Source organism: Pseudomonas sp. NPDC089428, from assembly GCF_044749325.1.
Classification (GTDB): Bacteria; Pseudomonadota; Gammaproteobacteria; order Pseudomonadales; family Pseudomonadaceae; genus Aquipseudomonas.
In genome coordinates, this window is sequence record NZ_JBIVHT010000001.1 from 1 (window position 1) to 22715 (window position 22715).

Here is a 22715-nt window from a genome sequence, read left to right on the forward strand (position 1 = left end):
CTGCGCAAGTCTACATCTCGCGCCTTCGGCTACGCCGAAGGGGTGCTGCGCACCCTGGCCCTCCAGACGCCTGCGTTCGGCCTCCTGAAGTCGCACCCTGCGTCGCCTGAACTATCGCGCGCTTAGAAGCAAAAGCGAAAGCAGAGCAAAAGCAGAGCAAAAGCAGAGCAAACAGCACTCTGATATGGCTCTCATGAATGGCTATTGGTCCTCGTTGCGTGATGCGCCACAATAGCGATCATTTGCGGAGCCTCCCATGACCGATTTCACCCCCGATGCCATCCTCGACGCCACCGGCCTCAACTGCCCGGAGCCGGTAATGATGCTGCACCAGCACGTGCGCAACCTGGCGGCCGGCGGCCTGCTCAAGGTCATCGCCACCGACCCGTCGACCCGCCGTGACATCCCCAAGTTCTGCAACTTCCTCGGCCACGAATTGCTGCAGCAGCAGGAAGAGGCAGGCACCTACCTGTACTGGATCCGCAAGAAAGCCGACTGAACCGCGCTGGAACCCACCTCCCATAGCGCCTACACTGCGCTCCCCAGACAGGAGAGCGCCATGCTGATAGTTGCCGACGAGAATATCCCGCTGCTCGATGCCTTCTTCGAAGGCTTCGGCGAGATCCGCCGTTATCCCGGGCGCAGCCTCGACGCCGCCAGCGTCAAAGACGCCGATGTGCTGCTGGTCCGCTCGGTAACCAAGGTCGACCGGCAACTGCTCCAAGGCAGCAAGGTGCGCTTCGTCGGTACCTGCACCATCGGCACCGACCACTTGGACCTGGACTACTTCGCCGCAGCGGGCATCCACTGGAGCAGCGCGCCAGGCTGCAATGCCCGCGGCGTGGTCGATTACGTGCTGGGCAGCCTGCTGACCCTGGCCGACCTGGACGGCGTGGCACTGGCGCAACGCACCTACGGTGTGGTGGGCGCCGGTGAAGTCGGTGGCCGCCTGGTGCGTGTGCTGCGCGGCCTGGGCTGGAAGGTGCTGGTTTGCGACCCGCTGCGCCAGGCTGCCGAAGGCGGCGACTACGTCAGCCTCGCGACGATCCTCGAACAGTGCGACGTGATCAGCCTGCACACCCCGCTGCAGCGCGGCGGTGCGCATCCGACCTGGCACCTGCTCGGCGCAGCACAGCTGGCACAGCTGCGCCACGGCGCCTGGCTGATCAACGCGAGCCGCGGGCCAGTGGTGGACAACGCAGCGCTGCGCGAGCTGCTGCTGGATCGCGAAGACGTGCACGCAGTGCTTGATGTCTGGGAAGGCGAGCCGCAGGTCGACCTGCAACTGGCCGACCTGTGCACCCTGGCCACGCCGCATATCGCCGGTTACAGCCTGGATGGCCGCCAACGCGGCACGGCGCAGATCTACCAGGCCTTGTGCCGCCACCTGGGCGAGGCCGAAAAGGTGCAGCTGGCCGACCTGCTGCCGCCGCCGCCGTTGGCGCACATCGAGCTGGACGGCACTGCAGAGCCGGCCTGGGCCCTGGCGACGCTGTGCCGGGCGGTGTATGACCCACGCCGTGACGATGCCGATTTCCGTCGCAGCCTGAGTGACGATGTGACCGAGCAGCGGGCGGCATTCGACCAGTTGCGCAAGCAATACCCACCGCGCCGGGAGATCGAAGGCTTGACCGTGCGCGTGCGGGGCGAGGCGCCGCAGTTGGCACAGATGGTCAGTGCCCTGGGTGGCATTCTGGCCTGATTGCCGGTGCAGGCTGAAATAAAAAACCCGGCATAAAGCCGGGTTTCAAAGCATTCGCGCCTCAGCCGTGGCGTACTTTTTTCACGCGGCTGTCTTCCAGCTCCTTGCAGGCCTTTTGGATCATCTGCTCGGTAATCTCGATCTCGCGGCCCTGTGCATCGATGATCGAACCACAGGCCTTGGGCTGTGGTTTGTTCTGCGCTTTAACGGTGTCGCTGCCATGTTGCAAGCTCATTGATTATCTCCTCATCAGGTTCCGGCTCAGGTTAAACCTGCGCCATGACTGGCCTGTTACAAAAGTTATCGGGCACCAAGGCCTGCTCAGTCCAACAGAAAGCGCGGCAAAGCTCCAGAGGCCTGTTAGAACGATGGGCTATAGGCACTGCCCGCATGGATGAGTGGTAGTCTTCAATCTTCCTGCAATTCTGGTTCACGCCATGTCCGATCCGGCTTCCTCACGCCAACGCCGTGCCCTGCGCCTGGCCTGGCGGTTCATGCGTCCCTACCGTCGCCAGGCGCTGCTAGCCTTGCTGGCGCTGATTGTCACCGCTGGCATCACCTTGTCCATGGGCCAGGGTATTCGCCTGTTGGTCGACCAGGGCTTCATGACCCGCTCGGCGCACCAGCTGAACCAGACCATTGGCCTGTTCCTGGTGCTGGTGTTGGCCCTGGCGGCAGGCACGTTCAGCCGCTTCTACCTGGTGTCATGGATCGGCGAGCGCTGCGTTGCCGACATTCGCCGCGCGGTCTTCGATCACCTGGTGGGCCTGCACCCAGGCTTTTTCGAGGACAACCGCAGCTCCGAGATCCAGTCAAGGCTGACTGCCGACACGACCTTGCTGCAGTCGGTGATCGGCTCGTCGCTGTCGATGTTCTTGCGCAATGCGCTGATGGTGATCGGTGGCGTGGTGCTGCTGTTCATCACCAACCCCAAGCTCACCAGCATCGTAGTAGTGGCGTTGCCGCTGGTGCTGGCCCCCATCCTGCTGTTTGGCCGGCGGGTGCGCAGCCTGTCGCGGCAGAGCCAGGACCGGGTGGCCGATGTCGGCAGTTATGTGGCCGAGACCCTGGGGCAGATCAAGACCGTGCAGGCCTACAACCACCAGGCACGCGACCGCGAGCTGTTCGCCGGTACGGTGGAGGCCGCGTTTGCCGTGGCCCGGCAACGTATCGCCCAACGCGCCTGGCTGATTACCCTGGTGATCGTGCTGGTGCTGGGCGCGGTCGGGGTGATGCTATGGGTAGGCGGCATGGACGTGATCGCCGGGCGCATTTCTGCAGGGGAGCTGGCAGCGTTCGTGTTCTACAGCCTGATCGTCGGCAGTGCCTTCGGTACCCTGAGTGAAGTGATTGGCGAATTGCAGCGCGCCGCCGGGGCTGCCGAGCGCATAGCTGAACTGTTGGCAGCGCAAAGCACGATCCTGGCCCCTGAGGCGCCCGTGACGCTGGCACAGCAGCGCGCCACCGGACGCATCGAACTGCAGCAACTGACCTTTGCCTACCCCTCGCGGCCCTCGGTGGCCGCCATCGACCACCTCAGCCTGACCATCGAACCCGGCCAGACCGTGGCGCTGGTAGGGCCGTCGGGGGCGGGCAAGTCGACCCTGTTCGACCTGCTATTGCGCTTCTACGATCCGCAACAGGGTTGCATCCTGCTCGATGGCCAACCGATCACGGCGCTGGCCCCGGACGACCTGCGCCGCCAGTTCGCCCTGGTGGCGCAGCAACCGTCACTGTTTCGTGGCACGGTCGAGGCCAACGTCCGTTACGGTCGGCCTGAGGCGACCTTTGCCGAGGTCGAGGCGGCAGCCCGCGGCGCCCATGCCGACGAATTCATCCGGCAACTGCCGCAGGGTTACCAGACGCCGCTGGGCGAGGGCGGCGTTGGCCTTTCCGGTGGCCAGAAGCAGCGCCTGGCCATCGCCCGGGCGCTGCTGGTGGATGCGCCGATCCTGCTGCTGGACGAAGCCACCAGCGCCCTCGATGCGCAAAGCGAGCACCTGATCCAGCAGGCGCTGCCAAGCCTGATGGCCGGGCGTACCACGCTGGTCATCGCGCACCGCCTGGCCACGGTGCAGCACGCCGACCGTATCGCGGTGATCGACAAGGGGCGTGTGGTCGCGGTCGGCACGCACCGGCAGTTGATCGAGGAAAGCCCGTTGTACGCGCGCCTGGCCGAGCTGCAGTTCACCACGGGCTAGGCGTCGAGCATCTGTAACATTTCTGTAGCAATTGCCTGAGAGTATTGATTTCAACTGTTGCGTAAGTGCTCGACCTGGCTGCTATCGATCGATGGCAGCTTTTTTTTGGCCTGCGAACGAGGACAAGGATGTCTGTCGCGGCGCTGCAACGGCGCGCCGTTTTCTTATTCCTTGTTCCGAGATCCACGATGTTGCGTAAATCACTCAGCGTGCAAATTCTCACCCTGCTCGGTGGCAGCCTTGCGGCGATGCTGCTGATCGCCCTGGTGTGCTTCCAGTTCCTGTCCTCCAGCGTGCGTGGCTACGCCGAACTGGTCGATGGACCGCTGCGGGCCTCGCAGTTGATCGACGAAGCCAACCTGCAGTTCAAGATCCAGGTGCAGGAATGGAAGAACGTGCTGCTGCGCGGCCGCCAGCCAGCCGAGCTGGACAAGTACTGGCAGCAGTTCCAGGCCCGCGAGCAGCAGGTTCAGCAACTGCTCGGGCAACTGATCGACAGCAGCGACGCCACGCTCAAGGCACCGTTGCAGCAATTGCGTGACAGCCATCGGCAGTTGGGCCAGGCCTATGCGCAAGGGCGCCAGGCGTTCCTTGCGGCCGGTGGCGATCCGCTAGCCGGCGACCAGGCAGTGAAAGGCGTGGATCGGGCTGCCAGCGAGCAGATGAGCGCGCTGGTCGAGCAATTGCGCGCTGAGGCCCGTGGCCGTGCCGCCGCGATCAATGCCGCAGCCCAGCGCACCGTCTGGCTGGGTATCCTGGTGATGCTCGGTTCGGCGTTGCTGGTAGGCCTGCTCAGCCTGTGGCAGGTCAACCGCAGCCTGATCGAGCCGATCCGCCAACTGATCGAATACGTGGCGCAACTGAGTCAGGGCCACTTCGCCGCGCGCGTCGAAAGCCGTCGCGAGGACGAACTGGGCCGCCTGGCGCGTGCTGCCAATACCCTGCGCGATTTCCTTGCCGAAACCGTTGGCCGCCTCAAGGACAATGCCCAGGAACTGGAAGGTGCCAGTGGCCAGTTGCGCACCATTGCCGGTGACATGGCCCGCGGCACCCATGACCAGTTCCAGCGTACCGACCAGGTGGCCACGGCCATGCATGAGATGTCTGCCACGGCCCAGGAAGTGGCCCGCCACGCCGCCGAGGCCGCCCGCGCCGCCGATGATGCCGATCACAGTGCCCAGGCAGGCGAACAAGTGATGCAGCAGACCATCGACATCATTGGTGTGGTCAACCGCGAGATCACCGGCACGGCTGCGGTGATCCGCGACCTGGAACAAGACAGCTCACGCATCGGCAAGGTACTGGAAGTGATTCGCGGCATCGCCGAGCAGACCAACCTGCTGGCCCTCAATGCCGCCATCGAGGCGGCCCGCGCCGGGGAGGCCGGGCGTGGTTTTGCCGTGGTCGCCGATGAGGTACGCAGCCTGGCGCAGCGTACGGCGGCGTCGATTGCCGAAATTCATCAGATCATCGAAGCCGTGCAATCGGGTGCGGTCGAGGCGGTCAAGGCCATCGAGAGCGGTCAACAGCGCAGCGAGGAGGGTGCCGAACAGGTGCAGCAGGCCGGGCAGATGTTGCAGCGCATCACCCTGGCAGTGGAGGCGATCCGCGACATGAACCGGCAGATCGCCACGGCGGCCGAAGAGCAGACCAGCGTGGCCGAAGACATCTCGCGCAACCTGATCGAAATCACCCGGATTGCCACGGCCAACCAGGAGGCTGTGCAGCATACCGAGCAGGCTGGGCAGCGCCTGCATGGGCTGTCGGGGCAGTTGGGTGACGTCACTTCGCGGCTTACCGCCTGATGGGGGCGGGGCCGCGCAGCGGCCCCAGGGGGAAACCCGCCATCTGGCAGGGAAAACGGTTTCCCCTGTGGCGGAATGTCGCCATGCGACGCGCTGTCACACCCGTATTCATTGGCCCAAACCCAGTTGGCACGCTACCTGCTCTGTGCGGCGCGCGTGTACACAACAACTGGACAACATCAATGAAGAAATTCCTGCTGACGTTCCTCTGCCTGGGCGTCATCGGCTGCTCCAAACCCGAAGCACCTGAGAAGACCGTCGATGTGCTGCTGATCGGCGGTGGCATCATGAGTGCGAGCCTGGGTACCTATCTCACCGAACTGGAACCGAACTGGAAGGTCGGCGTCTACGAGCGCATGGACCAGGTCGCCGAAGAAAGCTCCAATGCCTGGAACAACGCCGGTACCGGCCATTCGGCGTTCTGCGAGCTGAACTACACCAGCGAAGGCAAGGACGGCAGCATCGATATCAGCAAGGCCGTCGGGGTCAACGAGCAGTTCGAGATATCCAAGCAGTTCTGGGCCTACCAGGTCGAGCAGGGCGTGCTCAGCAACCCGAAGTCGTTCATCAACAACGTGCCGCACATGAGCTTCGTCTGGGGTGACGAGAACGTCGCCTTCCTGCACAAGCGCGTTGCCGCCTTGCAGCACAGCTCGCTGTTCCGTGGCATGGAAATCAGTGAAGACCACGAACAGATCCGCAAGTGGGTGCCGCTGGTGATGGAAGGGCGCGACCCGCAGCAGAAAGTGGCCGCCACGCGCATGGCCATCGGTACCGACGTGAATTTCGGCGAAATCACCCGCCAGCTGTTTGCCTCGATGACCCGCAACCCCAACGTCAAGCTGCACCTGAGCCATGAAGTGCGCGATATCGTGCGCAACGCAGATGGCACCTGGAAGGTGCTGGTGGCTGACCTTGCCCATGGCGGCAAGGAGGCCAGCGTCAATGCCCGGTTCGTGTTCATTGGCGCCGGTGGCGGCGCGCTGAAGCTGCTGCAGAAGTCGGGCATCCCTGAAGCGGACGGTTATGCCGGCTTCCCGGTTGGTGGCCAGTTCCTGATGACCGACAACCCGGATATCGTCGCCCGCCACAAGGCCAAGCTGTATGGCAAGGCTTCGGTCGGTGCGCCGCCGATGTCGGTACCGCACCTGGACACGCGGGTGATCGACGGCCAGGAGGTGTTGCTGTTCGGCCCGTTCGCGACCTTCTCCACCAAGTATCTCAAGCACGGTTCGTTGCTGGACATGTTCGCTTCGCTGACCCGCCACAACATCCTGCCGATGATGAACGCCGGGATCGACAACCTCGACCTCAGCACCTACCTGATGGGCCAGCTGATGCTCAGCTTCGACGACCGCATGCAGGCCCTGCGCGAGTATTTCCCCAACGCCAGGAACGAAGACTGGAAGCTGCTGCAGGCTGGCCAGCGTGTGCAGGTGATCAAGAAGGACCCGGTGCTCGGTGGCATCCTGCAGTTCGGTACCGAAGTGGTGGCTGCACAGGATGGCAGCATTGCCGCGCTGCTGGGGGCTTCGCCGGGCGCCTCGACGGCCGCACCGATCATGCTGACGGTGCTGGAAAAGACCTTCAAGGACCGCATCAAGACGCCCGAGTGGCAGGCGCGTCTGAAGGCGATCGTGCCTAGCTATGGGCAGAAGCTGAACAACGACATCGAACTGACCAACCGCACCCGTGAGTGGAGCAGTTCGCGACTGCAATTGCTGTATGTGCCGGTGCAGGCGGAGCAAGTGACAGTGGTCAACTAGTTTCCACAGCACAACAAAAAGCCCGCGCAAGGCGGGCTTTTTGAAAAGATTTTGGTCGGAGAGACAGGATTCGAACCTGCGGCCTTCTCGTCCCGAACGAGACGCGCTACCTGGCTGCGCTACACTCCGATGAACAAAATCCTACTGCATAGATTTTTCGGGTGCAAGCCCTTGTTGTTTAAAGGGCTTATGCCAAAAAAAGCACTCGTATCAGAGTTCCTTGACGGTGCGGATCTGGTCTTTGTTCAGGCGCGTGCGCTTGCCGTCGAGCTGTTCGAACTCGTAGAAACCGGAGTCCTCGTCATAGGAGGGGGTATCCACTGCCTGGATTTCGCGGCCGTCGTTCAGGGTGATCACGGTCGGCGATGCGCAGCCAGCGAGGGCGCCAAGGCCCAGGGCGAGCAGGAAGGCGGGAAGGGTCCGTTGAATCATCGTGTTTCTCCAGTGCGATGGTGCAAGATGACTTTATGACGCGGGGCGTCCACGCAAGTTCCTTTTACATTCCAGCATAGCGGCAAGCCTGGGATATTGACCTGTGCCTGCCTGCACTGCCGCCTGTGATATAACTGCGCCATCCCCTTTCCCTGCGACGGACACCCATGAAAGCCAAGGCAGATATCCCCTTCGTGGCGCTGAACATTGCCGTGCTCACGGTCAGCGACACCCGTACCTTTGAAACCGACACCTCCGGGCAGACCTTCGTCGACCGCCTCACCGCCGCTGGCCACACACTGGCCGCGCGCGTGCTGCTCAAGGACGACCTGTACAAGATCCGCGCCCAGGTTGCCACCTGGATCGCCGACGACAGCGTGCAGGTGGTGCTGATCACCGGTGGGACCGGCTTTACCGGCCGTGACAGCACGCCAGAGGCTGTCGCCTGCCTGCTGGACAAGCAGGTCGAGGGCTTCGGCGAACTGTTCCGGCAGATTTCGGTGGCCGATATCGGCACCTCCACCGTGCAATCGCGCGCCCTGGCCGGCCTGGCCAACGGCACCCTGGTGTGCTGCCTGCCGGGCTCGACCAATGCCGTGCGCACCGGTTGGGACGGCATCCTCGCCGAACAGCTGGATGCCCGCCATCGGCCGTGCAATTTCGTTGCTCACCTGAAACAGGCAGCGGCCTGTGACAGCCGTGGCTGAGGTGCCGATTGCCCGGCCTCTGATGCCGGTGGAAGAGGCCCTGGAGCGCCTGCTGGCGCTGGCCGAGGCTGCGCCGATCAAGGACACCGAACAGGTCTCGCTGGCCGAAGCCGAAGGCCGTGTGCTGGCCACTGAACTGGTGGCTACGCTCGACCTGCCGCCGTGGCCGAACAGCGCCATGGACGGTTACGCCCTGCGCCTGGCCGACCTGCAGGGCGAGCCGTTGCCGGTCAGCCAGCGGATTTTCGCCGGGCACGCGCCCGAGCCCCTGCAACCCGGCACCTGTGCGCGGATTTTCACCGGCGCGCCGATGCCGGCCGGTGCCGACTGCGTCGAAATGCAGGAAAACACCGAGGTTCTGGAAGATGGCCGGGTGCGTTTCCTCGAAGCGCTGGCGCTTGACCAGAACGTGCGCCCGCAAGGCCAGGAAACCCGCAAGGGCGAACAGGTGATGGTCGCAGGCACGCGGCTCGGGCCCATCGAACTGGGCCTGGCGGCGACCCTGGGTCATGCGCATTTGCAAGTGGTACGGCGGGTGCGGGTGGCGGTGCTGTCCACCGGCGATGAGCTGGTCGAGCCTGGCCTGCCGCTGGGCCCAGGGCAGATCTACAACAGCAACCGGCGCCTGCTGGTCAGCTGGCTGCAGCGGCTGGGCTGCGAAGTGCGCGACATGGGCATTCTCCCCGATGACCTGGAGCGTACCCGCGAGTGCCTGGGCGGCCTGGGTGATGTCGACCTGATCTTGTCCACCGGTGGCGTTTCCGTGGGCGAGGCCGACTACCTGGGCGCCGCATTGCGCGAAGCGGGCGAGCTTGCCCTGTGGAAGCTGGCGATCAAGCCTGGCAAGCCCCTGACGTTCGGGCATTACCGCGGCGTGCCGGTGATCGGCTTGCCCGGCAACCCGGCGTCGACCCTGGTCACCTTCGGCCTGCTGACGCGGCCCTACCTGCTGCGCCGCCAGGGTGTGGCCGAGGTCACGCCGCTACGCTTCGATGTGCCTGCGGGGTTCGAGTGGACCAAGGCCGGCACCCGCCGCGAGTACCTGCGCGCGCGTATCGACAATGGCCAGGTGCGTATCTACAAGAACCAGAGCTCCGGCGTGCTTCGCAGCGCTGCCTGGGCCGAGGGGCTGGTGGAAGTGCGTGAAGGCAGCACGCCGAAGCCGGGCGACAGCGTGCCGTTCATACCGCTGAGCGAACTACTCGGCTGAGCGCCCGAGCCAGGCGCCACGGCCTTGCGTGGCGTCGGCCGGTGCCGACTGGGTGAGGCGCATGTGCACCGTTTCCAGTTGCTGGGCGGCCACGCTCCAGTCGTGGCGATTGCGGGCGAACTGGCGGCCGGCCTCGCTCAGCTGGCACATGCGCCACGGCTGGTTGAGCAGTTGCGTGATCAGCAGCGCCAACTGGTCGCCGTCATCACTGCCCAGGTAATGCTCGCCGTTGTTGGCGGCCAGGCCTGAAACGCCTTTGTCGGTGCTGATCACAGGCAGCCCGGCGGCCATGGCTTCGAGGATCTTCACCTTGGAGCCACCGGCATAGCGCAACGGTGCGAAGAACAGCGCGGAACGCCGTTGCAGTTCACGCAGGTCGGGGCGATAGCCGACCCATTCGATGCGTGGGTCGTTCCAGCGCAGTTTCCAACTGATCGGCATGGCATGCCCGGCGATGGCCAGGCGTACTGCCGGATTGCTCATCCACACTTGGGGCAGGATGTCTTCCAGGGCCCATTCGATGGCCTCGACATTGGCGGCGTACTCGAAGTTGCCGACGAACAGCAGCCTTTGGCTGTGCAGCGCCGGCTGGACGTTCTGGTAGTAGTCGCAATCGACGCCATTGACCACCACGTTGACCGGGCGGCCGCTGACCTGGCTGATCAGCTCGGCATCGTGCGGGCTCACGGCCACCACCTCGGTGGGCTGGCGCAGCACGCGCTGCTCCCAGCGCCGATAACGCCAGCGGTCGAAGGCGTTGAGCGGGCGTAGCCACAGCGGCAGGCGGTCATGGCAGGCGGCACCGGTTACTGATTCCAGGTTGTGTTCGCTGAGCATGTAGGGCAGCTCACGTGCCTGCAGCGCTTTTTCGAAAGGCTGGAAGCTGTAGCTGTGTTCGATCTGGATAACGTCCCATGGCTCGTCCAGCAATTGCTCGAACTGGTGCCGCAAGCCTGGAGCTAGGCCATTGATGATGGCCCGCATCGGGTAGTCGATGATTGGCGAGGCGAGCAGGTTGAGTGGGCTGTGCAGTGGGCGCCGGGGTAGAACGATCAGGCGTTCGAGCAAGGGTTCGAGGGCTTCGCGGGCGGCATCGCACAAGGGGGTCTTCGACTGCACCAGCAAGGTGATCCGGTGGCCCTGCTGCGCGAGGGCGCGCAGCAGGTGATATTGCCGGGTCTTGCTGCCACTGGTGGTGGGCCAAGGCAGGTAGGGCAGTGTCCAGAGAATGCGCATGAACCGGAAACCTCGCTGAAGGCTGCGGACAAAAAACGCGTCCGCCAGCCCTCAGCCGATGGCTGCCGCCGGGACGCGTCCGTAAATATCAGTAAAGCGCACGATATCGTCTTCGCCCAGGTACTCGCCGCTTTGTACTTCGATCATCACCAGGTCGATGACGCCGGGGTTGGTCAGGCGGTGGGTGCGGCCGGGTTTGATGAAGGTCGACTCGTTGGTGTCGAGCAGAAACTCCTCTTCGCCGTTGGTCACACAGGCCATGCCGCTGACGATGATCCAGTGCTCGCTACGGTGATGGTGCATCTGCAGCGACAGCGATTCGCCGGGGCGTACCATGATCCGCTTGATCTTGAAGCGCGGGCCTTCTTCGAGCACGGTGTACATGCCCCAGGGACGGTTGACCGTGCGGTGCAGGCGGTAGGCTTCATGGCCCTGGTGCTTGAGCTGCTGGGCAATCACCTTGACCTCCTGGCTGCGAGCAGCGTCGGCGATCAGCAGGGCGTCGGGGGTGTCGATGACGATCAGGTTGTCCAGGCCGACGGCACCTACCAGGCGCTTTGGCGAGTCGATGTAGCAGTTGGTCACGTCGTGCAGCACGGCTTCACCATTGCAATGGTTGCCGTCCTCGTCGGTGTTGCGCAGTTCGCGCACAGCCTCCCAGCTGCCGATGTCGCTCCAGCCCAGTGCGCAAGGCACCACGGCCACCTTGGCGGAACGTTCCATCAGCGCGTAGTCGATGGAAATGTCCTCGGCCAGGGCGAAGCTGTGCGGGTCCAGCTCCACCTGCAGCACCTTGTCGCCTTCCTTGGTGGCGCTCTGCGCCAGGCAGCAGGTTACGCAGGCGAGCAGCTCCGGGGCATGCGCCTGCAGCTCGGCGAGTACGGTGCCCACGCGCAGGCAGAACATGCCGGCGTTCCACAGGTGGCGGCCGCCTTCGAGGTAATCGCGGGCGGTGAGGGCGTCGGGTTTCTCCACAAAGCTGTTCACCTGATGGGCATGCGCGCTGATAGCCTGGCCTTGCTCGATGTAACCGAAGCCGGTTTCAGCGCGGCTGGGCAGCAGGCCGAAGGTGGCCAGCCAGCCATCGCTGGCCAGTTGCCGGGCGTGCTCGACGGCATTGGCAAAGGCCTCGGCGTCCTGGATCAGGTGGTCGGCCGGCAGCACCAGCAGCACGCTGTCGTGGCCGTAATGGCTGGCACAGTGCAGCGCGGCTGCTGCGATGGCCGGTGCGGTGTTACGACCGTTGGTTTCCAGCAGGTAGTCGATGGCGAGGTTGTCTGGGTTGACCTGGCGGTACTCGTCCTGGGTGCGGAAGAATACTTCGCGGTTGGTCACTGTCAGTACCCGCTCGACGCCGGGTAGCGCCGCAGCGCGGGCGAAGGTTTTTTGCAGCAGGCTCTGGCCATCGGGCAAGCGCATGAAGGGTTTGGGCATGGCTTCGCGAGAAACCGGCCACAGGCGGGTGCCGGCACCGCCAGCGATGATGCAGGGGATCAGAACGCTCATTTCACAGCCTCGACTCTAGGCGCTGGTTACAGCGCAGTGAAGGGGAACTTAGCGACCTGTCACGGTTTTGGCGGAAAAGTCAAAAAACCGACTTTTCACTACAGCTTCATCCATGAGGGCCAAATTTTTGTCGATCATGCGCCCGATGGGAAAAGCTTTCAATGATAATTATGTGAATCCGCCTGTTTTTCGCTTGTCCATGCTCCAGGTCAATGCGCGCTCTGGCGCAGATTTGCCAGCGCCGTGCAGCATTCCGGCGATGTTTGTGGTCGAGATCTGGACTGTACGTTCCCTACGGAGAAGCACCATGCCAAAGCGCAAGGCAATCTTGATCCTGCATGGCAAGCAGGCCATGAACGAGGCAGTGCGCCAGGCGGTGGGCGCCCTGCGCGAGCGTGGCTGGACGCTGGATGTGCGGGTGACCTGGGAAGGCGGCGATGCCCGGCGGCTGGTTGGCGAAGCGCTGGCGGCCGGCTATGGCCATGTGATCGCTGGTGGCGGTGACGGCACCTTGCGTGATGTCGCCGAAGCCATGGGTCAGGCTCGCAGCGAGGCGAGCCTGGCGCTGCTGCCACTGGGTACGGCCAATGACTTTGCCAGGGCCGCGGGCATCTCACTGGAGCCTGCCGAGGCACTGGCGTTGCTGGAGCTGCCGCCACGGTCGATCGACCTGGGCCAGGTGGGCGACCAATTGTTCTTGAACATGGCCACCGGCGGTTTCGGCAGCCAGGTTACCGCCAGCACGTCTGAAGACCTGAAGAAAATGCTCGGCGCCGCAGCCTACCTGTTCACCGGGCTGACGCGCTTCAGCGAGCTGCAGACCGCTTCGGTGCAGCTGTCAGGGCCGGGGTTCGACTGGCAGGGTGACCTGCTGGCGCTGGGGATCGGCAATGGGCGCCAGGCCGGAGGCGGGCAGGTGTTATGCCCGGATGCGCAAGTGGATGATGGCCTGCTCGACATCGCCATCCTGCCGGCGCCCCAGGAAATGGTCGGCGCGCTGCGTGATTTGCTGGCGGGCGAGGGGCTGTTCGTGCGGGCGCGCTTGCCTTGGGTCGAGATCACGTGTTCGCAGGGGCTGGACATCAACCTCGATGGTGAGCCGCTGCAGGCCGACAGCCTGCGCTTTGCCGCAGTACCGGCGGCACTGAAACTGCACCTGCCGCCGAATTCGCCGCTGATCAGTCGTCCAGGCTGATGATTTTCTCGCGCACGGCGAACAGTACCAGGCCGGCTACGTCGTAGATCTGCAGGCGCTTCATGATCTGCGAGCGGTGGGTTTCTACCGTCTTGATCGACAGGCCCAGGCCGGCGGCGATTTCGCGGGTGGACTTGCCGCGCACGATCAGGCGCAGGATCTCCAGTTGCCGTGCGGTGAGGTTGTGGCGGTCGACGCCTGGCTGCTTGCCGTGCTGCGCGCGCATCAGGGCCTGGTTGATCACGGTATGGGCGATGGCCGGGCTGAGGTAGCGCTCGCCATTGCGCAGGGCGGCCAGGGCCTGCTCCAGTTCGGTCGCTGTCGCATCCTTGAGCAGGTAGCCATGGGCGCCACTTTCCAGCGTCCGCATGATCAGGTCGGGGTCGGTATGCATCGACAGGATCAGCACCCTGCAGGTGTTGCCTGTGGCGCGCAACTGGGTAAGCGCATCGAGGCCGCTGGTGGAGCGCATGGAGATGTCCAGCAGGACGATGTCCGGCGCCAGTTGGCGAACCTGCTCGAGCAGTTGGTCGCCATCATCGGCTTCGCCGATCACGGTATAACCGGGGATATCGGATACCAGGGCACGAACCCCGGCACGGATCAGCGAGTGGTCGTCCACCAGCAGCAATCTACAGGTCATGATGAAGCGGTAGTCCTGGCGCGTTCATGGGTACGGGGTGGCCACGGGAACAGCACGTCGATCGTCGTGCCCAGGCCGAGCTGGCTGGTGATTGCCAGGCTGCCGTTGAGGGCGGTGGCGCGTTCCTGCATGCCGGCCATGCCGCGTTGGCCGGCTTCGGCGGGGTTGGCGGCAGGGAGGAAGCCCTGGCCGTCGTCCTGGATCGTCAAGGCAAGCCCGGCTGCGCTGCGCTGCAGGCGGATGGTCAGGTTACGTGCGCGGGCATGGCGCAGTATGTTGGTGACCGCCTCCTGGGTGATGCGAAACGCTGCCATGGCGACTTCCTCGGAAATACCGCCCAGGCGCTGATGGCATTCCAGGCTCCAGTGCACGTCGGTGTTTGCCAGGGTGCGTACCAGGTGCGCCCGCAAGCTGGCTTCGAGGCCAAGGCTGGCCAGTTGCCGCGGGTTGAGGATGGCGGAAACGTCACGCACCTTGCTCAGGGTGTCCTCGAGGGTACTGCGCAAGCTGCCACAGTGCACCTGCAAGTCGCTCGGTACTCGGCGCTGCAGCCACTCCAGCTGCATTTTGGCGGCAGTGAGCAGCTGGCCGATGTCGTCATGCAGTTCGCGGCTCAGGTGCTGGCGCTCGCTTTCCTGGACCTTGAGCATGCGCCCGGCCAGTTCCGCCGGGCGCAGGCTGATCGACTTGGCACCGTGGCTCAGGTGCCAGCAGACGCCAAGCGTGGCCACCAGTTGCAGGAGCAACAGGCTGGCTGGCATGCCGTGCCCGCCAGCAAACAGGACCAGGTTGGCAAGCAGCGACACCACGCACAGCAATGCCGTCGCCCAGCGCAGCAAAGTGGCGCGTGAACGGCAGCGCAGAGATATCTTCAAGCGTGGGAACATAGAATTGAGAAGCCACTGAAGTCTTGCTGATGGGGGCCGTGCACAGGTCTCGGCAAAGGCTTTGGCGTCGTGTTCGCAACAAAAGGCGAGCCTGGCTCGAGGCGATGCGTGAATGGCCAGCCAGCATTTGTATGCGCGCATCTTAACACTTCGGTTCGATTTGGTCGCGGCTGGGTAATGCTTTGAAACCTCAGTATTTCCGGGCTTGGGAGAGGGTGCTCGGCAGGGTTGAAGGGTGTCAAAGTGCCATTGCCTGGCCACATGGCAGCCGCCGCAAGTTCAACTTGCTGAAGACCGCTCAAGTGCAAGGCACTGAACTAATGCAGAACTCTGCTAGTTCGGGCTTGTTTGCCGCTTGAGTCATGCGCTTAGTTGCTGTTGCCAGGTGGCTTAGTGGCGCTGCGCGGGCTGGCCGGCTGAAGGCCTGGCCGCCACTGACGGATGCAGATGCACACAGTTGCTGCCGTTATCGTGGCAAGGCGCACACGTTTGCGGCAATGGCTGATTCAGGGCGGTAGCCAGCTCATTGAGCAGCGCCACCTGCTCGCAGGTATCGAGGGCAAGCCGCCCCGTGTGCACGTCGATCAGTTCCAGTTGCCAGGCCAGCAGGGTCAGGCAGGCATTCAGCGTGGGCAAGGCTTCGTTGCCCAGGCGCTGCTGCTGGCAGGCAGGGGCAAGCAACTGCTGCAGGACGCTTGCATAGTGGGCGACTTCGAGCAGGCCCAGGGCGCTGGCACGCCGGGCCAGGGTCTCGAGGGCGTTGTTCAGGCATCGGCAGGCGTCCGGATCATTGGCGATCAGCTCCAGATGCTGCAGGCATTCCTGGGACTGGGTCAGCAAGACCTGGGCATCCAGCAGGAAGTCCTGCAGGGTGCCGATGTTAGAGACGCTGCTGTCCATCATGACACTCCGGCGCGTTGGGCTGGAGCAGGGGATGGCCACGCCATGTCGATCGCTAGCAAAAGCCTGACTCCATTCATGCAGTGAGAATGGCGTCACATTAATGGCTAAAGGATATCGCGAACATCAGGTTGCACCTGATTGCTCCTAGGGGTTTCCCTTAGGGCACCTCGGGTGCGACAAGTTGCCCCGGAATGGATCCAAGGTGGGCGTATCGCAGTAAAGCATGATGCTAATGTGATATCAATTGCCCTGCAGAGCATTTTTTCGCAGGGGTCAAGATGCGCAGTAAAGCGCCGATATAGAACGGATCATTTCATATTTTCGACAACAACCCTGGGGGTTTTCCAATGGCTGGCATTCTCGACACGGTAGACCAACGCACGCAGCTGGTGGGTGAGAACCGTCTGGAAATCCTGATGTTCCGCCTGGCCGGTCGCCAGTTGTTCGCGATCAACGTTTTCAAGGTGCAGGAAGTGCTGCAACTGCCCAAGCTGACCCTGATGCCGCAGCGCCATGCGTTCGTCTGTGGTGTGGTGAACCTGCGCGGGCAGACCCTGCCGGTGATCGACCTGTCCCAGGCCATCGGCATGCGCCCGCTGCAGCCGGGGCCGGACAGCACCATCATCGTCACCGAGTACAACCGCTCGGTGCAGGCGTTTCTGGTGGGAGGCGTCGATCGCATCGTCAACATGAACTGGGAAGCCATCATGCCGCCGCCTTCCAGTGCCGGGCGCCAGCATTACCTGACCGCCATCACCAAAGTGGACGACAAGTTGGTCGAGGTGATCGATGTGGAGAAGGTGCTGGCCGAGATCGTCCCGTACAACGCCCGGGTTTCCGGTGACAAGCTTGCCGACCCGGTACTGGCGCGCGCGCGTGGCCGTGAAGTGCTGCTGGTGGATGACTCCAGCGTGGCCCTGGCGCAACTGCGCGATACCCTGTCGCAACTCGGGGTGAAGCTGCATGTGGCCAGTGACGGCCTGAAGGCCCTGCGCCTGCTCAAGGGTTGGGCCGATGCGGGGGAAGATGTCTGCGAGAAACTGCTGATGGTCTTCACCGATGCGGAAATGCCTGAGATGGACGGCTATCGGCTGACCACCGAAATTCGCAACGATGCGCGCCTGCGCAGGCTGTACGTGGTGCTGCACACTTCCCTGTCGGGCAGCTTCAACGAATCGATGGTGAAGAAGGTTGGTTGCGACAACTTCCTTTCCAAGTTCCAGCCTGATCGCCTGGTCGATGTGGTCAAGCAGCGCCTGCTGCTGGATACCAGCAACGCGTGATCCCGGCGCCGGCCAGGTATAAGCTTGGCTTTTGACAAGGCATGAGGCGGGCAGGGATGTTTCTCAGTGAGTTGTATCGATACCCGGTGAAGTCTGGGCAGGCGCAGCGTCTGCAGGGCTCGCCGGTGGGGCTTCTGGGGTTGCAGGGTGATCGTCGCTGGATGGTGGTCGAGGAAGAGAATGGACGCTTCCTCACCCAGCGTGCCTGGCCACAGCTGGGTCAGCTGAAGGCCAGCGAGGGGGAGGCCGGCGATTTACTGCTGGAGCTGCCTGGGCAAACGCCGTTGCGTGTGACAGTGCCAGGCGCTGACGATGCGCTGCGCGGCGTGACCATCTGGCGCGATACCCTGCGCGCGCCGGACGCGGGCGACGAGGTGGCTGCCTGGTTGTCGCAGTGGCTCGGCAAGGCAGTGCGCCTGGTGCATTGCCCGGAACAACGGGCGCGATACCTGCCCAGCGGCTATGGTCTGAACAGCGACCGTGCGGCTTTCCCTGATGGTTTTCCGTTATTGCTGATTGGGCAAGGTTCGCTGGATGAGTTGAACCGGCGGATTGGCCGGCCGATGGAAATGCTGCGCTTTCGGCCGAACCTCGTGGTGCATGGGGCTGAACCGTTTGCCGAGGACGGCTGGAAACGGATCCGCGTTGGCGAGCTGGAGTTTCGTGTGCTCAAGCCTAGTGTGCGGTGTATCTTCACCACGCTCGACCCGGCTACCGGGGAGCGCAGTGCCGACCGCGAGCCGTTGACAACCCTGAAGACCTTCCGAGAGCGGGAGGGAGACATTCTGTTCGGGCAGAACCTGGCTGTGGATGGCACGGGTTGGCTTGAGGTCGGGATGGAAGTCGAAGTGCTGGAATAACCTGTACCGGCCCCATGTGGGAGCCGCGCTTGTCGTGGCGACGAACCGCGTCGATGGGCCGCAAAGCGGCCCCGGGGTTTTCGGAATTTCGGGAGGTCTGCTGGCCGCAGGCGAGGGCTTCGCCCTCGATCGCCGGCAAGCTCGGCTCCCACAGGCCGGTACCGGTTCAGCAGTATTCACATGTCATCAAAGTAGCGCTCGTGCCAGTCCACCAGCGGCTGCGGCACATTGAGCTTCTGCCCATAGATCACCGAATACGACAGCACGTTCTGCACATACTGGCGCGTCTCGTCGAACGGGATCGATTCCACCCATACGTCGAAGCTCAGGTGCTTGGCGCCTTTGAGCCACTGCCGCACGCGCCCCGGGCCAGCGTTGTAGGCCGCAGATGCCAGTACCCGGTTGCCGTTGAACTGGCCGTGCACCTGGCTCAGGTAGGCCGCGCCGACTTGAATGTTCTTCTCCGGGTTGAACATCTGCTGCGGCGAAGCCAGCGGAATGCTGAACTTGCGTGCGGTCTCCTTTGCGGTGGCCGGCATCACCTGCATCAGTCCACTGGCACCGACACTGGAACGGGCATCCTCCATGAAGGCGCTTTCCTGGCGGGTGATGGCAAACACCCAGCTCGAGTGCAGCCCACGCACCTTGGCTTCGCGCACCAGGGTGTCGCGGTAGGCCATCGGGAAGCGGATATCCAGGTCGTCCCAGTACTGCGCCTGGCTGATGGTGCGAATCGCCGGGAAGTACCAGTGCATGTCGTAGGCCAGGCGTGCCTGGGCGACCATTTCGTCACGGGTGAAGTGGCGGCTCACGTGGTACCACTCGCGGCGGCCTTCGACCACCTGGCCGCGGGCGTGGAACTCCAGGGCACGCTGGATGCCTGGGGTGTTGCGCACCTTGTTGACCAGTTGCGGGCTCAACAGCAGTGGCTTGTTGTTCAGCTGGTAAGGCGTTTTTGCCCGGTCAGCCGCGAGGAAACCGTAGAAGTCACGCTCGCGCGCGACGTTCTTGTACAGCAATGGGATCTGCGGGTTGTTCGGCTGGGCCAGTTCCAGGCTGCGCGCCTGCCAGTACCTCCAGCGGTTGCTGCTGGCCAGGTCCTGTGGCAGGCGCTTGGTCAGGTCGTAGGCGTCTTCCCAGCGGCCCAGGCGCAGCAGCAGGCGCAGGCGCCATTCGCTGACCGTGTTGTCGCGCAGCTCGGGGTCGTAGCGAGTCATCAGGTCAAGGGCGCGCGGGTCGTAACGGCGGGCCAGGGTCAGGCCGATCTCGCGGGCGATGGCGACCTTCTCGTCGCGGGAGAAATGCATGCGCTGGGCGTAGTCGTCGAGCATCTGCATGGCTCGATCGGGATCCTGCCTGGCCAGGCGGCGCAGGCCGAGGCTGACCACGTCGGCCATGGCCTCGTTGGCCGGGGTGAAGCGCGAAGGCTGGTTGAGCAGTTCGGGCTTCTGCGCCACGTCGATCAGCAAGCGGCCCTGCGGCCCGAGGGTGGTCAGGCCCTGCACCAAGCTGTTGGCCAGCGCGTAGTTGCGCGCCTGGGCCGCCAGCTTGGCGCGGTTCCAGCGCTTGGCCTCGGTCAGTTGGCCTTCCGCGGCCCACATGCCGAACAGGGTGTCGCAGGCAGCCGGTTGCGTTTTGCCGACGTTCCACAGCTTGTCAGCGCTGGCGAAGCCTTCGGCGCGCTGGCCATGGCTCAACTGGTACTGGCCATTGAGGCAGTCAAGCTCAGTGAAGTTGAGCTTGGGGTCGTAGTACTTGACGAAGGTATTCCACTCGCCGCGTTCGGCCAGCCAGCGCAGCCAGCGCAGTTTCATCCAGTTGGCCTGGGGCAGGTCGCCGTGCTTGGCCAGGAAACCTTCGATTTCCTCGTTGCTGGCACTCTTCAGGCGCGCGGTCAGTTCGTCGTACGCCAGGTACGGCGTGAGCGGGTAGTCGCGCAGCGCCTGGGCATAGCGCAGGTACGGGCCTTTGTCGCCCTTGGCCAGCGCACGCTTGGCCTCGTCGTAGTACTGGCGTTGCTGGGAAAGGTCGATGGCCTGCGCCGCACTGGCGGTGGCGGCGGTGAGCAGCAGGCAGGAAGCAATCTGTAACAGGCGGCTGCGCATGATACGTCCGGGCAGTTGAACCATGGGGAAGTGACGGCGAAGCCAGCACTGTTGAAATCTGATTGCCTTAGCTTAGCCGTTTGCCGGCGGCGGGTGATAGCGCTGTGCTTGTAACCGGGCGTTAACGCCGACCGGGCGTCGCCAAGCCCCTGTACGGCAGTCAACTTAATGCCGGAAGGGGCCAAGTCAGGTAGAATGCGCGCCCGCTTTCTGGAGACGAACATGACCCTGCTCAAATTCAGCGATGTGTCCCTCGCATTCGGCGCGATGCCGCTGCTGGACAAAGTGTCCTGGCAGATCGCCCGTGGCGAGCGGGTGTGCATCATCGGCCGCAACGGCACCGGCAAGTCGAGCATGCTGCGCCTGGTCAAGGGCGAGCAGAAGGGCGACGACGGCGAAATCTGGCGTGCCCCTGGCCTGAAGATCGGTGAGTTGCCGCAGGAGCTGCCGGTCGCCGACGAGCGCACGGTGTTCGACGTGGTCGCCGCTGGCCTGGATGGTGTTGGCGAGTTGCTGGCCGAGTTCCACCACCTGAGCCAGAACATCCAGGGCGATGAAGATCTGGAAAAGCTCATGCACGTCCAGCACGAGCTGGAAGCCCGCGATGGCTGGCGCTTGCAGCAGGTGGTGGAAAGCACCCTTAGCCGCCTGCAGCTGCCTGCCGACAAGACCCTGGCCGAGCTCTCCGGTGGCTGGCGCCGCCGCGTGCTGCTGGCCCAGGCGCTGGTGTCGGAGCCTGATCTGCTGCTGCTTGACGAGCCGACCAACCACCTGGACATCGGTGCCATCGCCTGGCTCGAAGAAGCCCTGCGTGGCTTCAACGGCGCCGTGCTGTTCATCACCCACGACCGTTCCTTCCTGCAGAACCTCGCCACGCGCATCCTCGAACTGGACCGCGGCGGCCTGATCGACTGGAACGGCGACTACGCCAGCTTCCTGGTGCACAAGGAGGCCGCGCTGGCCGCCGAAGAGACTGCCAATGCGCTGTTCGACAAGCGCCTGGCCCAGGAAGAGGTGTGGATCCGCCAGGGCATCAAGGCCCGCCGCACCCGTAACGAAGGCCGTGTGCGTGCACTCAAGGCGCTGCGTGTCGAGCGCAGTGAACGTCGCGAGCGCCAGGGCAAGGCCAACATCCAGATCGAGGCAGCGGACAAGTCCGGCAAGCAGGTGATGGTGCTGGAGAACGTCAGCTTCCATCACGCCGATGGTCCACTGCTGGTCAAGGACTTCTCCATGGTCCTGCAGCGCCAGGACCGCATCGGCCTGCTGGGTGCCAACGGTACCGGCAAGACCACCCTGCTGAAGATGATGCTCGGTGACCTGGAGCCTACGGCCGGCAAGGTCGAGCGCGGTACCAAGCTGGAAGTGGCCTACTTCGACCAGATGCGCCACCAGCTCGACCTGGAAAAGACCGTCATCGACAACCTCGCCGAAGGCCGTGACTTCATCGAGATCGATGGCCAGAACCGCCATGTCCTGAGCTACCTCGGTGATTTCCTGTTCAGCCCGCAGCGTGCGCGCACGCCGGTCAAGGCGCTGTCCGGTGGCGAGCGTGCGCGCCTGCTGCTGGCCAAGCTGTTCAGCAAGCCGGCCAACCTGCTGGTGCTCGACGAACCGACCAACGACCTGGATGTGGAAACCCTCGAGCTGCTCGAAGAGGTGCTGTGCAACTACAAGGGTACCGTGCTGATGGTCAGCCACGACCGGGCCTTCCTCGACAACGTCGTCACCAGCACCCTGGTGTTCGAAGGCGAGGGCAAGGTGCGCGAGTACGTCGGTGGCTATGAGGACTGGATCCGCCAGGGTGGTTCGGCGAAGCTGCTCGGGGTGACCGAAAGCAAGGGTGGCAAGTCCGAGCTCAACAGTGCCGTGGTCGAAAAGCCGGTGGAAGTGGCCGCGCCTGCGCCAGCGGCGCCGGTGGCGGAGGCTTCGAAGAAGAAGCTCAGCTACAAGCTGCAGCGCGAGCTGGAAATGCTGCCGGGGCAGATCGACGAGGTCGAACAGCGCATGGCCGAGGCCCAGGAAGAAGTGAACGCAGCTGGCTTCTATCAGCGGCCGATTGCCGAGACTTCGGCGGTGCTGGCCAGGATCGAGAAGCTGCAAGCTGAGCTGGATGTGCTGGTAGAACGGTGGGCCGAGCTGGAAGGCTGATTAACCTTTATTGGCCTCTTCGCGGCGGTTCGGCGGCCCGACAAACCCGCTCCCACAAGGTTCAGTGATTACCTGTGGGAGCGGGCTTGTCGGGGCGCCGAACCGCCGCGAAGAGGCCGGTAC

19 protein-coding genes, 1 tRNA gene and 1 pseudogene are annotated in these 22715 nt (G+C 63.8%); 12 read left to right on the forward strand and 9 right to left on the reverse strand.

The features are described 5' to 3' along the window. The first annotated feature begins 256 nt into the window (after nucleotides 1-256). Both tusA and pdxB read left to right on the forward strand, forming a co-directional pair. A complete protein-coding gene (gene tusA, locus ACIPZ5_RS00005; protein ID WP_027919534.1) occupies nucleotides 257-499 on the forward strand; it encodes a sulfurtransferase TusA in 243 nt (80 codons plus the stop codon). 60 nt (nucleotides 500-559) lie between these two features. Continuing rightward, nucleotides 560-1702, forward strand: a complete 1143-nt coding sequence (gene pdxB, locus ACIPZ5_RS00010) for a 4-phosphoerythronate dehydrogenase PdxB (protein ID WP_400805774.1) — start codon at nucleotides 560-562, stop codon at nucleotides 1700-1702. Between the two features lie 61 nt (nucleotides 1703-1763). Here the strand turns inward: pdxB and ACIPZ5_RS00015 are convergent, their stop codons facing one another. Then, a complete protein-coding gene (locus tag ACIPZ5_RS00015) occupies nucleotides 1764-1937 on the reverse strand; it encodes a PA1571 family protein (protein WP_261940946.1) in 174 nt (57 codons plus the stop codon). 202 nt (nucleotides 1938-2139) lie between these two features. Between ACIPZ5_RS00015 and ACIPZ5_RS00020 the strand changes: the two genes are divergently transcribed. The 4 genes and pseudogenes from ACIPZ5_RS00020 to mqo all read left to right on the forward strand — a co-directional run bounded on the left by ACIPZ5_RS00020 (nucleotide 2140) and on the right by mqo (nucleotide 7474). Then, a complete protein-coding gene (locus tag ACIPZ5_RS00020) occupies nucleotides 2140-3903 on the forward strand; it encodes an ABC transporter transmembrane domain-containing protein (protein WP_343599649.1) in 1764 nt (587 codons plus the stop codon). Between the two features lie 761 nt (nucleotides 3904-4664). Then, nucleotides 4665-4778: pseudogene (locus tag ACIPZ5_RS00025) on the forward strand (hypothetical protein); the annotation flags it as partial. A 225-nt stretch (nucleotides 4779-5003) separates the two neighbouring features. Then, nucleotides 5004-5708: a methyl-accepting chemotaxis protein gene (locus ACIPZ5_RS00030; RefSeq protein WP_400806669.1), complete on the forward strand. Its 705-nt coding sequence runs from the start codon at nucleotides 5004-5006 to the stop codon at nucleotides 5706-5708. A gap of 182 nt (nucleotides 5709-5890) precedes the next feature. Then, the gene (gene mqo / locus ACIPZ5_RS00035; RefSeq protein WP_400805778.1) at nucleotides 5891-7474 is read left to right on the forward strand and encodes a malate dehydrogenase (quinone); all 1584 of its coding nucleotides are present in this window, start codon (nucleotides 5891-5893) and stop codon (nucleotides 7472-7474) included. A gap of 52 nt (nucleotides 7475-7526) precedes the next feature. Here the strand turns inward: mqo and ACIPZ5_RS00040 are convergent. Together ACIPZ5_RS00040 and ACIPZ5_RS00045 are read right to left on the reverse strand one after the other, a co-directional pair. Further along, nucleotides 7527-7603, reverse strand: a tRNA-Pro gene (locus tag ACIPZ5_RS00040). A gap of 81 nt (nucleotides 7604-7684) precedes the next feature. Then, nucleotides 7685-7906 (reverse strand): YgdI/YgdR family lipoprotein, encoded by a 222-nt coding sequence (locus ACIPZ5_RS00045; protein WP_110631211.1) that lies wholly within the window; start codon nucleotides 7904-7906, stop codon nucleotides 7685-7687. A gap of 167 nt (nucleotides 7907-8073) precedes the next feature. Between ACIPZ5_RS00045 and moaB the strand changes: the two genes are divergently transcribed. Then, the gene (gene moaB, locus ACIPZ5_RS00050; RefSeq protein ID WP_343599643.1) at nucleotides 8074-8613 is read left to right on the forward strand and encodes a molybdenum cofactor biosynthesis protein B; all 540 of its coding nucleotides are present in this window, start codon (nucleotides 8074-8076) and stop codon (nucleotides 8611-8613) included. Beyond that, a complete protein-coding gene (gene glp / locus ACIPZ5_RS00055) occupies nucleotides 8597-9823 on the forward strand; it encodes a gephyrin-like molybdotransferase Glp (RefSeq protein WP_343599641.1) in 1227 nt (408 codons plus the stop codon). Before moaB ends, glp begins: the two co-directional genes overlap by 17 nt. Here the strand turns inward: glp and ACIPZ5_RS00060 are convergent. Together ACIPZ5_RS00060 and ACIPZ5_RS00065 are read right to left on the reverse strand one after the other, a co-directional pair. Beyond that, a complete protein-coding gene (locus ACIPZ5_RS00060; RefSeq protein WP_343599639.1) occupies nucleotides 9812-11059 on the reverse strand; it encodes a glycosyltransferase family 4 protein in 1248 nt (415 codons plus the stop codon). The genes glp and ACIPZ5_RS00060 overlap by 12 nt on opposite strands. A gap of 51 nt (nucleotides 11060-11110) precedes the next feature. Further along, nucleotides 11111-12565 carry a mannose-1-phosphate guanylyltransferase/mannose-6-phosphate isomerase gene (locus ACIPZ5_RS00065; RefSeq protein ID WP_343599637.1) on the reverse strand — a complete coding sequence of 485 codons (1455 nt, stop codon included), beginning with the start codon at nucleotides 12563-12565 and terminating at the stop codon, nucleotides 11111-11113. A gap of 307 nt (nucleotides 12566-12872) precedes the next feature. Here ACIPZ5_RS00065 and yegS point away from each other — a divergent pair, with 307 nt between their 5' ends. Then, a complete protein-coding gene (gene yegS, locus ACIPZ5_RS00070) occupies nucleotides 12873-13760 on the forward strand; it encodes a lipid kinase YegS (protein WP_400805783.1) in 888 nt (295 codons plus the stop codon). Here the strand turns inward: yegS and ACIPZ5_RS00075 are convergent. From ACIPZ5_RS00075 to ACIPZ5_RS00085, 3 genes are all read right to left on the reverse strand, one after another. Beyond that, a complete protein-coding gene (locus tag ACIPZ5_RS00075; protein ID WP_400805785.1) occupies nucleotides 13744-14403 on the reverse strand; it encodes a response regulator in 660 nt (219 codons plus the stop codon). The genes yegS and ACIPZ5_RS00075 overlap by 17 nt on opposite strands. Further along, complete coding sequence (locus tag ACIPZ5_RS00080; protein ID WP_400805789.1) at nucleotides 14400-15290, reverse strand: sensor histidine kinase; 891 nt, start codon at nucleotides 15288-15290, stop codon at nucleotides 14400-14402. Before ACIPZ5_RS00080 ends, ACIPZ5_RS00075 begins: the two co-directional genes overlap by 4 nt. 390 nt (nucleotides 15291-15680) lie before the next feature. Then, on the reverse strand, nucleotides 15681-16190 hold the full coding sequence (locus ACIPZ5_RS00085; protein WP_343599629.1) for a histidine kinase: 510 nt from the start codon (nucleotides 16188-16190) through the stop codon (nucleotides 15681-15683). Between the two features lie 350 nt (nucleotides 16191-16540). Between ACIPZ5_RS00085 and ACIPZ5_RS00090 the strand changes: the two genes are divergently transcribed. After that, entirely contained in the window at nucleotides 16541-17476 is a 936-nt protein-coding gene (locus tag ACIPZ5_RS00090; protein ID WP_261940934.1) for a chemotaxis protein CheV, read from the forward strand. A gap of 56 nt (nucleotides 17477-17532) precedes the next feature. Beyond that, nucleotides 17533-18336, forward strand: coding sequence for an MOSC domain-containing protein (locus tag ACIPZ5_RS00095; protein ID WP_343599627.1), 804 nt, complete (start codon nucleotides 17533-17535; stop codon nucleotides 18334-18336). A gap of 176 nt (nucleotides 18337-18512) precedes the next feature. On the opposite strand, the gene ACIPZ5_RS00100 is transcribed toward ACIPZ5_RS00095, so the two are convergent. After that, nucleotides 18513-20441 (reverse strand): transglycosylase SLT domain-containing protein, encoded by a 1929-nt coding sequence (locus tag ACIPZ5_RS00100; RefSeq protein WP_400805793.1) that lies wholly within the window; start codon nucleotides 20439-20441, stop codon nucleotides 18513-18515. Nucleotides 20442-20663: 222 nt separating this feature from the next. Between ACIPZ5_RS00100 and ACIPZ5_RS00105 the strand changes: the two genes are divergently transcribed. Then, complete coding sequence (locus ACIPZ5_RS00105; protein WP_343599623.1) at nucleotides 20664-22592, forward strand: ATP-binding cassette domain-containing protein; 1929 nt, start codon at nucleotides 20664-20666, stop codon at nucleotides 22590-22592. Nucleotides 22593-22715 lie beyond the last annotated feature (123 nt).

What these genes read in the sequence shown, in the direction of transcription:
- tusA (WP_027919534.1), top strand. Translation starts at nt 257, where the DNA reads ATGACCGATTTCACCCCCGATGCCATCCTCGACGCCACCGGCCTCAAC.
- pdxB (WP_400805774.1), top strand. Translation starts at nt 560, where the DNA reads ATGCTGATAGTTGCCGACGAGAATATCCCGCTGCTCGATGCCTTCTTC.
- ACIPZ5_RS00015 (WP_261940946.1), bottom strand. Translation starts at nt 1,937, where the DNA reads ATGAGCTTGCAACATGGCAGCGACACCGTTAAAGCGCAGAACAAACCA.
- ACIPZ5_RS00020 (WP_343599649.1), top strand. Translation starts at nt 2,140, where the DNA reads ATGTCCGATCCGGCTTCCTCACGCCAACGCCGTGCCCTGCGCCTGGCC.
- ACIPZ5_RS00030 (WP_400806669.1), top strand. Translation starts at nt 5,004, where the DNA reads ATGTCTGCCACGGCCCAGGAAGTGGCCCGCCACGCCGCCGAGGCCGCC.
- mqo (WP_400805778.1), top strand. Translation starts at nt 5,891, where the DNA reads ATGAAGAAATTCCTGCTGACGTTCCTCTGCCTGGGCGTCATCGGCTGC.
- ACIPZ5_RS00045 (WP_110631211.1), bottom strand. Translation starts at nt 7,906, where the DNA reads ATGATTCAACGGACCCTTCCCGCCTTCCTGCTCGCCCTGGGCCTTGGC.
- moaB (WP_343599643.1), top strand. Translation starts at nt 8,074, where the DNA reads ATGAAAGCCAAGGCAGATATCCCCTTCGTGGCGCTGAACATTGCCGTG.
- ACIPZ5_RS00060 (WP_343599639.1), bottom strand. Translation starts at nt 11,059, where the DNA reads ATGCGCATTCTCTGGACACTGCCCTACCTGCCTTGGCCCACCACCAGT.
- ACIPZ5_RS00065 (WP_343599637.1), bottom strand. Translation starts at nt 12,565, where the DNA reads ATGAGCGTTCTGATCCCCTGCATCATCGCTGGCGGTGCCGGCACCCGC.
- yegS (WP_400805783.1), top strand. Translation starts at nt 12,873, where the DNA reads ATGCCAAAGCGCAAGGCAATCTTGATCCTGCATGGCAAGCAGGCCATG.
- ACIPZ5_RS00075 (WP_400805785.1), bottom strand. Translation starts at nt 14,403, where the DNA reads ATGACCTGTAGATTGCTGCTGGTGGACGACCACTCGCTGATCCGTGCC.
- ACIPZ5_RS00080 (WP_400805789.1), bottom strand. Translation starts at nt 15,290, where the DNA reads ATGTTCCCACGCTTGAAGATATCTCTGCGCTGCCGTTCACGCGCCACT.
- ACIPZ5_RS00085 (WP_343599629.1), bottom strand. Translation starts at nt 16,190, where the DNA reads ATGGACAGCAGCGTCTCTAACATCGGCACCCTGCAGGACTTCCTGCTG.
- ACIPZ5_RS00090 (WP_261940934.1), top strand. Translation starts at nt 16,541, where the DNA reads ATGGCTGGCATTCTCGACACGGTAGACCAACGCACGCAGCTGGTGGGT.
- ACIPZ5_RS00095 (WP_343599627.1), top strand. Translation starts at nt 17,533, where the DNA reads ATGTTTCTCAGTGAGTTGTATCGATACCCGGTGAAGTCTGGGCAGGCG.
- ACIPZ5_RS00100 (WP_400805793.1), bottom strand. Translation starts at nt 20,441, where the DNA reads ATGCGCAGCCGCCTGTTACAGATTGCTTCCTGCCTGCTGCTCACCGCC.
- ACIPZ5_RS00105 (WP_343599623.1), top strand. Translation starts at nt 20,664, where the DNA reads ATGACCCTGCTCAAATTCAGCGATGTGTCCCTCGCATTCGGCGCGATG.